Raw genomic sequence first — 9,467 nt, 5'->3', positions numbered from 1 at the left:
GCGTGGCGACCGTGCTGCCGCCACGCCCGAAACCGTCCGCCGTGGACACCCCGGCGCCGGTGCCGCCGCCGGTCGTGGTGCACCGGCCGGCCCGGCCGCTGCCGGCGGAGGTGCCGGCGCTGACCGAGGCGGTCGACGAGTACGTCGGTGCGCCGCGGGAGCCGGCCGAGCCCTACCGCGCGCCCGGCTGGCTGCGCTTCGCCCCGTCCTGGCTCGAGCAGGGCGGGCCGGGCCTTGACCCGCTCGCCGGGCTGGGACTGCCGGTCTCGCCACCACCCGCGGAGGCGCCGCAGCTGATCACCCCACCGTCGTTCATCCCGTCCAATGTGGAGATCGAGCAGCCGCCGGCCCCACCGCCGCTACCGCTTCCGCCACCGGTGCAGGAGGTGGCGACGCACCAGGGTGTCGAGCAGCCGCCGACGGTGCTCAAGCGGCGCAGGGCCAACCTGGGTGAGTCGCGCCGCCTCGGCCTCGGCACGCCGATCTCCCGGCCGGCCGGGGAACCGTTCACGCTGCCGCCCCAGGAACTGGTGCTCCCGCCAACGGCGCCGCGGCAGACTCCGGAGCCGGTCGCCGAACCTGACGCTCCCTCCATCGTGGAGGATGACGAACCCGTTGCGGTAGCGGAGGAACCACCGCCACCGCTACCGCCGCAGTCACTCGAACCGCCGCCGCCACCGGCGCCCGTCGCGCCGGAGCCACCGTCGGACCGGACCGAGCCGCCACCGCGTGTGGTGCAGCCGAAGTACCGGGCGACAAGCTCCGCCCGGCCGGCAAGCGCGGCCAAGCCGGTCAAGCGGGCGGTCGTGGTCGAGCGGGTGCCGCCCCAGCTGATCGACGCGGTGCGCACCACCCAGCGGGCCGACGTGTCCGAGGTGCCGATCTACCGGGGACCCAAGGTGAGCGAGGCGGCCAGGGCCCGCGGCGCAAGGGCGTTCGCCGCGGGGGGAGCGGTGTTCCTGCCGGACGAGGCCGGGCCGACGGACTCGCCGGCCGCGCGCGGCCTGCTCGCCCACGAGCTGGTGCACGCCGTGCAGCAGCGCACCCTCGGGCCATCGCTGCCCGCACTGTCCTCTCCGGAGGGTCAGGCGCTCGAGGCCGAGGCGCGGGTGGCGGAGCGGTACTACGCGGGGGAGGCCGGAGCGCCGGTGCCGCCGCCGCTCGTGCACGCCCCGCGGCCGGTGGTCGCCGCTCCGGCGGCCGAGCCCGAGGTGTCCGAGGTCGAGCTGCCGCCACCGGCACCGGCGCAGCTGGCCCCGCTTTCGCCGGCGCCGCCCCAGACTTCCCAGGCGACGCCGGCTCCGGCGTCCACATTGCACACCCCGTTCGACGAGCCGACCACGCAGGCGGTCGGCCAGATCGCCGAGACCAAGGCCAAGAAGGTGGTCGAGGAGTGGACCAACCCGGCGCTCGGCGGGAAGGGGTTCACCACCGGTGGAAAGCAAGCGGGCCCCGGCCGGGCCGGCGCCATGGGGACCGCGGCCGGGTTGGCCGCAACCGGTGTGGCGTTCGACCCCGAGGCCCGCCGGCAGCAGCTCATCGACGACGAGCTGTTCCGGATCAACCATGGCCGGGTCGGCGAGGTCGAGACGACCGAGCTGACCCCCGACCAGTTGCAGATCATCGACGAGCAGGTCGCCGCCGAGGCGGAGCAACGCGGCGTTTCCGTTGCCGGAACGGCGAGCCAGACTCCGGAGAAGCCGCTCACGGCCGGCGAGCGGTGGCAGCGGGCGTTCGGCATCTACGAGCACGACGGCAACATGGGCTTCGCCGGGGCGTTCACGAACAAGGGCGTCAAGCCCGGCGACGAGGGCAGCTGGTACGCCAGCCAGGACACCGACCGCAGCGCGAACGACGTCATGGCCACCGTCGGCCTGACCGGTCACGAGCCGAACTCGTTCAACTACAAGGACTGGCTCGAGGGATCGGGCGACCAGGGCCAGATCCCGGACGTCGACGCCGGCCACTCTGGACCGAGCCACACGCAGGCCGACGCCGAACGCAAGGCGCACGGCCGGACCAGCCAGGAGAACCAACCGTTCAACCTCGACCAGGTCGACCTCGACGAGCTGTCCCAGCGGCTCTACGACAGGTTGCGCAGCAAGATGCGGCTCGAGCTGCTCGTGGACCGGGAGCGGTCCGGCCGGCTCACGGATTTCAGATAGAAGGCGGATGCCCAATGGACCTCGCGGCAAGCAAGGCGGCCACCGAGTGCGCCCCTCGCCGAAGGCACGCTATCGCTGGCAGGGCGCGAGTGGTGCCAACCGGGGGATTTGCGGATTGTTGCCCTGCCGGCGCGATTGCGTCGGCGCACAAGCCGCGATAAGGACAGATAGGAGAGAACAAGATGCTGACCGACGCTTCCAAGATTGGTCTGGCCAACCGGTTCCTGGTGACCATGTCCGGCAAGTCCGAGTACGACCTCGGGAGTTGGACCAAGGTGGAGGGGCTCGACGTCACGTGGGATGTGGCCGAGTACCGGACCGGGGACGGCGGCAACGACCGCTTCTACTTCCCGGGGAACACCAAGTACTCCAACATCAAGCTGCACCGCGCCGTTTCGGACGAGACGTCGAAGGTCCGCAAGTGGCTCGATGACAACTCGTGGAAGAGCGAGCTGTTCGTCGGCAAGGTCGAGCTGTTCACCTCGCACAAGGATGATGGCCCACTTGTCGAGTGGGAGCTGCGCGACGTCATGCCGGTCAAGTGGAACGTCGGCGGCTTCGACGCCGGTGCGAGCGCCGTGTCCATCGAGACGTTGGAGCTGGCCCACCGCGGGTTCCTCAAGGACGAGATGAAGCTCGGCGGTTGACGCGGGTGCCTGTACCGCACGGGAGAGGTTAGGTCATGGCGATCAGTCTGGACACGATGCTCGCGCTCACCACGCGCTTCCACGTGTCCGTGAGCGGCGTCGACCTCGGGGGCTGGGCGCGTTGTCAAGGGCTGCAGGTGAAGTTCAACCCTGAGCCGATCAAAGAGGGCGGCAACTACCAGTACGAGCCGATCCTGCCAGGGCACATCCAGTACCCCAACGTCACGCTGACCAGGGCGATGAACGCCGCGGACACCGCGAAGGTGCAGGCCTGGCTGCGGGACCGGGCGGCCAACTGGATCGACGGCTTGAGCAGCAGCACCGGCGGGGGCACCGCGACGATCACGCTGTACGACGCGCACGCCAAGAAGGTGGCGAGCTGGTCGTTGCGCAACGTCTACCCGGCCATGTGGAAGGGCCCGGACCTGGACGCCATGACCCTCGGCATCGCCACCGAGACCCTGGAGCTCGCCCACGAGGGTTTCCTGTGACGAACCGTCTTCTTTAGACCGAGTTGGAGAGAGGGATGCCACGATGAGCGTCGGAATGGCCGTGAGCGCCGGTGCGAACCTGGGAATCGGCGCCGCTATCGGCATCGCCGCGGTGGCCGGCGCCCGGGTTCCCGCGTCGCTGCGCTGCACCACGCTGCCGAACATCGGGTTCGTGCTCTTCGACTTCAACCCCAAGGAGATGACGTTCAACCGGTCCAGCTCGACCTCCACCATGCCGCGGGCCGGAGGCGGTTCCAACAACTCCACCAAGAAGGTCCCGACCGGGTCGAAGATCACCATCGGTGGCGTGATCTTCGAGGGTTGGGACACCAAGCTGCGCTGCGACACGCTGCTCACCTGGATGTCCCCGGACGCCGGTTTTCTCGGCCAGCTCCTCAAGGCCGCGGCGGGGCTGAACCTCAAGACGCAGCCGCCGGAGCTGACCTTCCAGTGGGGCCCGCCGATGGTCGGGTTCATGTACACGGTCAAGATGACCGGCTGCACGATCAAGTACACCCGGTTCACCTCGGCGGGCATCCCGATCCGGGCCGAGGTCAGCATGAACCTCCTGGAGATTCCCACACTGCTCGGCAGCCTCCCGCAGAACCCGACGTCCGGTGGGCTGATCGGGCGCAGCCGGCACGTGGTCGGCCACGGCGAGTCGCTGCAGTCCATCTCGAACACCCACTACGGCACGCCGGCGCTGTGGCGCAAGATCGCCGAGGTCAACCAGATCAAGGATCCGGCCCGGCTGCGGCCCGGCTCCACGGTCTACCTGCCCAACGCCGACGAGTTGATCAACGGAGGATCCTGATGCTGGGCGGGTTGATGGGCGGCAGCTCGACGGCGATCGTCTGGCCGACGGTCAAGGTCGGCTACCCGATCGGGATGCCGCTGTCGCCGACGATCGCGCCGAACCTGGTCCGCGCGGTGGTGGACACCCACCTGCACCTGCCGGACATGTTCGAGCTGACCTTCCACGACGAGGAGGGGACGGTCATCTCCGACGCCGGGCTGGAGATCGGCATGGTGGTGGAGATCGCCGCCGGGCGGGCCGACGAGGACAGCACCACGTCGCTGATCACCGGTGAGGTCACCGCGATCGAGGCGGTCTGCGCCGAGGGACTGATCTACTCGGTGGTGCGCGGCTACGAGAAGGCGCACCGCCTGCAGCGCGCCAAGCGCACCAGGACGTTCGTGAACATGAAGGACTCCGACATCGCCAAGCAGGTGGCCGGCGACGCCGGACTGAAGATCGGCACGGTCGAGGAGACCAAGGCCACGCACACCCACATCGCGCAGGTGTCGCAGACCGACTGGGAGTTCCTCACCCAGCGGGCAAGGGAGATCGGCTACGAGACCGGCGTCGCCGGCGGGAAGTTCTTCTTCCGCAAGGCTTCCGGGCGCAAGGACGGCGGCGGCGGGCTCGGCGGGTTGGCCGGGGCGGTCGTGGACGCCGCGGCGTCGATGCTCGGCCTCGGCTCGAGCAAGCTGACCTTCAAGGACAACCTGCTCACGTTCCTGCCGCGCATCTCGGCGGCCAACATCACGCCGGACGTCGAGGTCCGGGTGTGGGATCCCAAGGCGGCACGGGTCGCGGTGGCCAAGACCGATGCCGCGACCGGGACCGCGACCATCGACGGCCAGGAGCCGAAGAAGCTGGCCAACTCGTTCACCGACGGGTTCAAGCTGCCGCTGCCGTCGTTGCCCGCGCTGCCCCCGATCCCGGGTCTGCCCAAAATCGACTTCGGGCTGGCCGCGAGCAACACCGCCTACCTCGTCGTGGACCGCCCGCTCGCGGTCGGCTCCGCCGCGGACAACGCGGCCGAGGAGGCGGCCAAGGGCCTTGCCGACCACATCTCGAGCAGCTTCGCCGAGGCCGAGGGCGACGCGCTGGGCGACCCGAAGATCCAGGCCGGGGCCGAGGTGGAGATCGCGGGCGTGCCGGAGCACTTCGCCGGCAAGTGGGTGGTGACCAACGCCCGGCACGTCTTCGACCCGGAGGAACGCGGCTACCACACCAGGTTCTGGGTCAGCGGCAGGCAGAACCGCTCACTGCTCGGCCTGACCGACTCGGGCGGCGCCGGCCCGTCGGCCACGATCAACGGCCTGGTGTGCGGGGTGATCACCAACTGCAAGGACCCGGACAAGAAGGGCCGGGTGAAGGTGGCGCTGCCGTGGCTTTCGCCGAACTACGAGTCGGACTGGGCGCGGGTGGCCCATCCCGGCGCCGGCCGGCGCAGCGGCACGCTGTTCCCGCCCGAGGTGGGCGACGAGGTGCTGATCGGGTTCGAGTTCGGCGACCCGCGCCGGCCGTACGTCCTTGGTGGACTGCTCAACGACAACACCGACTTCGGCCACATGTCGTCCGCTGTGGACGGTTCGGGCGCCGTGGTGCAGCGCGGGCTGGCCTCGCCGGCCGGCAACCGGTTGCTGTTCACCGACGACCTGCCGCCCGGGCCGCCGGGTTCGTTGCCGCCCAACAAGTCCGAGATCGTGCTCGGCACCAAGGACGACAAGCTCTCGCTGGTGATCGACCAGGTGGGCGGCAAGGTCACGCTCACCTGCAACCCGGCGCCGCCGGTGAGCAAGTCGCCCAACGGGACGCTGACCATCGAGTGCCCCGGCCTCGGCGCGATCTCGATCAAGGCGGGCACCGGCGGGCTGAAGTTGGAGACCGACGGCCAGCTCGAGCTGACCGGGAAGATGGGCGTGAAGATCGAGAGCCCGGCGATCACCCAGGTCAAGGGCCAGATGCTGAAGCTGAACTGAGGTTATGGGATGAGGAGCAACCGGCGTGTTTGCGCGTGGCGTCGCCCTATTGGCGTCGTGTGCGGCCAACACGGCGACTTGAGAGGCCAACACGGCGACGTGAGGCGCAAACACGCGGGTGAAGGGGACGGGACATGACGCAGGACTTCATCGGCGCGGGTTGGGCCTTCCCGCTCGGGGTCGGGCCGCAGGGCGGCATCGCCCTTGTTCGCCGGGAGGTCGAGCTGGAGCAGGCGATGCGCCTGATCCTGTCGACCTACCCGGGCGAGCGCCCGATGCGGCCGGAGTTCGGCAGCCGCATCAGGGACTTCGTGTTCCGCCCGATCAACGTGGAGACGATCGCCGAGCTGTCCCAGGAGGTGCGCAACGCGCTGCTGCGCTGGGAGCCGCGGGTGACGATCGAGAGCGTCTACGTGATCCCGGATCCCACCGAGGACGGCGCGCTGTACATCGACATCCAGTACGTGGTCAAGGACACCAACGACCGCCGCAACCTGGTGTTCCCGTTCTACACGATCCCCGACGACGGGAGTGACTACTGATGAGAAAAACGTACGAGGAGTGGCGGCAGTCATGGTGACCACAGCGCAGAGGATGGCATAAGGCTATGGCACTGCCCGCCCCCAACCTCGACGACCGCCGGTTCCAGGACCTGGTCGACGACGCAAAGCGCATGGTGATGCGCCGCTGTCCGGAGTGGACGGACCACAACGTCTCCGATCCCGGCGTGACGCTGATCGAGACGTTCGCGTTTATGACCGACCAGCTGCTGTTCCGGCTCAACCAGGTGCCCGACCGGTTGTACGTCAAGTTCCTCGAGCTGATCGGGCTGCGGCTGATCCCGGCCACACCGGCGCAGGTGGGCGTCACGTTCTGGCTGTCGGCGCCGGCCATCACGTCGGTCGGTATCCCGGCCGGCACGTCGGTGGCGACCATGCGCACCGAGACCGACGAGTCGATCGTGTTCAGCACCGGGGAGGACCTGCAGATCATCCCGTGCGCGCTGGACCGGGTCGGCACCCAGGGCAACTCGGACGACGGCATTGCCGACCGCACCGACCAGCTGAAGATGAACCAGCCGTTCACCGCGTTCTCGGACACCCCGGCGGTCGGCGACGCCATGCTCGTCGGGCTGAGCAACGCCGTGCCCAACTGCGTGGTGCGGCTGGGCGTCGACTGCCGGGTGCAGGGCGTCGGCGTGCATCCCGACCACCCCCCGCTGGTCTGGGAGGCGTGGAACGGCAAGGAGTGGAAGAAGTGCCGGGTCAGCTCGGACGGCACCGGGGCGCTCAACACCAACGGCGAGATCCACGTGCACGTGCCGGGCGACCACGAGGCCGCGGTGCTCGGCGGTGAGCGCGCCGGGTGGCTGCGCGCCAGGGTGATCGAGGTCGAGGAGGACTTCCCCCGGTACAACGAGTCGCCCGTGATCACCGGACTGTCCGCGAGCACGATCGGCGGCACGGTGGAGTGCAACCACTGCGAGATCATCGCCGAGGAGGTGCTCGGCATGTCGGAAGGCGTGCCGGGGCAGGAGTTCCCCATCCAGCGCACCCCGGTGGTGATCGGCGCGGGGGCGGCGACGCTCGAGGTCTCCTCGGACGACGGCTGGCAGGAGTGGACGCCGGTCCAGCACTTCGCCGGCAGCGGGCCCGACGACCGGCACTACATCCTGGACGGCGCGTCCGGCACCGTCTACTTCGGACCCGTGATCCGCGAGCCGGACGGCGGAACCAGGCAGCACGGCGCGGTTCCCCCGTACGGCCAGACCATCCGGCTGCGCCGGTACGCCACCGGCGGCGGCCGGGTCGGCAACGTCGGCAAGGGCGCGATCCAGACGCTGAAGTCGTCGATCCCGTTCGTCAGCAAGGTGGAGAACCTCGACGCGGCGTGGGGCGGGGTGGACGGCGAGACGGTCGAGGAGGCCAAGGCGCGCGGGCCGATCCTGTTGCGCACCAGGAGCCGCGCGGTCACCGCCGAGGACTACGAGGCGATCACCCACGAGGCCGCGCCGGACGTGGCCAGGGTCCGCTGCGTCACCGCGGGCGACGACGAGGTGGACGCAGGCGCGGTCCGGGTGCTGATCGTGCCGGCGGCGGCCCAGGTCGGCGGCAAGATCGACTTTTCCGAGCTGGTGCCGGGACAAGAGACCCTTGAGCGGATCTCCGAGCGGCTCGACGAGGTGCGCCTGATCGGCACCCGGGTGCTGGTGTCGCCGCCGAAGTACCGCGGGGTCACCGTGGTGGCGCGGGTGATCGCCCGGCCGCGGCTGGACAAGGCCCGGGTGCGGGCGGATGCGTTGGAGGCGCTGTACAAGCACCTCAACCCGATCAGCGGCGGGCCGGACGGGAAGGGCTGGCCGTTCGGGCGTCCGGTCCAGGCCGGCGACGTCTACGCGCTGCTGCAACGGGTTCGGGGCGTCGAGCTGGTCGAGGACGTCCGGTTGTTCGGAGCCAACCCGGTCACCGGGGAGCGCGGCGAGGAGGCCCAGCGGGTCGACGTCGAGCCGCACAGCCTGATCTTCTCCTACGAGCACCACGTGCGGGTGGAGGACCACTGATGCGCGGCATGGTTCCCGGGCTGGCCAGCGCCGCCCCGTTCATCGAGATGCTGCCCGCGGTGTACCAGGAGGACCAGTTCACCGAGCGGTTCGTCGGCGGCTTCGACGACGTGCTCGCCCCGATTCTGGCCACATTGGACTGCCTGGTCGACTACTTCGACCCGCACCTGGCGCCGGAGGACTTCCTGGACTGGATGGCCGGCTGGGTCGGCATCGAGATGGAGGAGGGCTGGCCGATCGAGCGCCGGCGCGCCGTCCTGGCCACCGCCGTGGAGATGTACCGCATGCGCGGCACGGTCGCCGGGCTGCGGGCGAACCTGCAGGTGCTCACCGGCGGCCGGGTGGAGATCGCCGACAGCGGCGGCGTCGGCTGGTCGAAGAGCCCGAACGCGGACCTGCCTGGGGAGTCCAGCCCCCGGCTCGCGGTGCGGATCCGGGTGCACGACCCGGCCGGCGTGCCGATGGATCTCGTCGACGCGGCCGTGGCCGCGGCCAAGCCAGCACATGTCGTGCACAGAGTGGAGGTGGACCGCCCGTGAGCAAGGCGACCGGGGTTCGCCACCAAGCCTGCGAGGTGATCACGTGATCGTTTGCAAGAGCTGCGGCTACCACAACAAGGAGACCGACGCGTTCTGCGGATCGTGCGGCGCGTTCCTCGAGTGGACGGGGGAGAAGCTGAAGCCGGTCGCGGTGCCGGTGGTCGAGGAGGAGGACGAGGAGGAGCAGCCGAAGCGGGGCTGGTTCTCGCGCCTCCAGTCGGCGCTCTACCTCGACGTCGGCAACCGCGATCCGATCCCGCAGACGCCCCGGCCGGGCATGCCGGGCGCCGGCC

General features: G+C 70.0%; 9 protein-coding genes. All 9 read left to right on the top strand.

The window, feature by feature from the left end; translation table 11 throughout:
* Positions 1–2,165: eCIS core domain-containing protein (locus VGX25_RS10165; RefSeq protein ID WP_326917392.1), on the top strand; the 2,165-nt coding region annotated here is incomplete at its 5' end.
* A 182-nt stretch (positions 2,166–2,347) separates the two neighbouring features.
* Entirely contained in the window at positions 2,348–2,812 is a 465-nt protein-coding gene (locus VGX25_RS10160) for a phage tail protein (RefSeq protein ID WP_326917391.1), read from the top strand.
* Positions 2,813–2,847: 35 nt separating this feature from the next.
* Complete coding sequence (locus VGX25_RS10155) at positions 2,848–3,303, top strand: phage tail protein (RefSeq protein ID WP_326917390.1); 456 nt, start codon at positions 2,848–2,850, stop codon at positions 3,301–3,303.
* A 43-nt stretch (positions 3,304–3,346) separates the two neighbouring features.
* Positions 3,347–4,117 carry a LysM peptidoglycan-binding domain-containing protein gene (locus VGX25_RS10150; protein WP_326917389.1) on the top strand — a complete coding sequence of 257 codons (771 nt, stop codon included), beginning with the start codon at positions 3,347–3,349 and terminating at the stop codon, positions 4,115–4,117.
* Positions 4,117–6,075 carry a phage baseplate assembly protein V gene (locus tag VGX25_RS10145; RefSeq protein ID WP_326917388.1) on the top strand — a complete coding sequence of 653 codons (1,959 nt, stop codon included), beginning with the start codon at positions 4,117–4,119 and terminating at the stop codon, positions 6,073–6,075. The genes VGX25_RS10150 and VGX25_RS10145 overlap by 1 nt, the downstream gene beginning before the upstream one ends.
* 134 nt (positions 6,076–6,209) lie before the next feature.
* Positions 6,210–6,617 (top strand): GPW/gp25 family protein, encoded by a 408-nt coding sequence (locus VGX25_RS10140; RefSeq protein WP_326917387.1) that lies wholly within the window; start codon positions 6,210–6,212, stop codon positions 6,615–6,617.
* A gap of 65 nt (positions 6,618–6,682) precedes the next feature.
* The gene (locus VGX25_RS10135) at positions 6,683–8,635 is read left to right on the top strand and encodes a putative baseplate assembly protein (RefSeq protein WP_326917386.1); all 1,953 of its coding nucleotides are present in this window, start codon (positions 6,683–6,685) and stop codon (positions 8,633–8,635) included.
* A complete protein-coding gene (locus tag VGX25_RS10130; protein ID WP_326917385.1) occupies positions 8,635–9,174 on the top strand; it encodes a phage tail protein in 540 nt (179 codons plus the stop codon). Before VGX25_RS10135 ends, VGX25_RS10130 begins: the two co-directional genes overlap by 1 nt.
* 43 nt (positions 9,175–9,217) lie before the next feature.
* The coding region (locus VGX25_RS10125; protein ID WP_414635753.1) for a zinc-ribbon domain-containing protein at positions 9,218–9,467 on the top strand (250 nt) is incomplete at its 3' end.

This window comes from Actinophytocola sp., from assembly GCF_035942955.1.
Taxonomy (GTDB): domain Bacteria; phylum Actinomycetota; class Actinomycetes; order Mycobacteriales; family Pseudonocardiaceae; genus DASYTH01.
Note: the sequence above shows the minus strand (reverse complement) of the source record. Positions and strands in the feature narration are given on the sequence as shown.

Coding starts and splice junctions, on each gene's coding strand:
- VGX25_RS10160 (WP_326917391.1), top strand. CDS start 2,348: ATGCTGACCGACGCTTCCAAGATTGGTCTGGCCAACCGGTTCCTGGTG.
- VGX25_RS10155 (WP_326917390.1), top strand. CDS start 2,848: ATGGCGATCAGTCTGGACACGATGCTCGCGCTCACCACGCGCTTCCAC.
- VGX25_RS10150 (WP_326917389.1), top strand. CDS start 3,347: ATGAGCGTCGGAATGGCCGTGAGCGCCGGTGCGAACCTGGGAATCGGC.
- VGX25_RS10145 (WP_326917388.1), top strand. CDS start 4,117: ATGCTGGGCGGGTTGATGGGCGGCAGCTCGACGGCGATCGTCTGGCCG.
- VGX25_RS10140 (WP_326917387.1), top strand. CDS start 6,210: ATGACGCAGGACTTCATCGGCGCGGGTTGGGCCTTCCCGCTCGGGGTC.
- VGX25_RS10135 (WP_326917386.1), top strand. CDS start 6,683: ATGGCACTGCCCGCCCCCAACCTCGACGACCGCCGGTTCCAGGACCTG.
- VGX25_RS10130 (WP_326917385.1), top strand. CDS start 8,635: ATGCGCGGCATGGTTCCCGGGCTGGCCAGCGCCGCCCCGTTCATCGAG.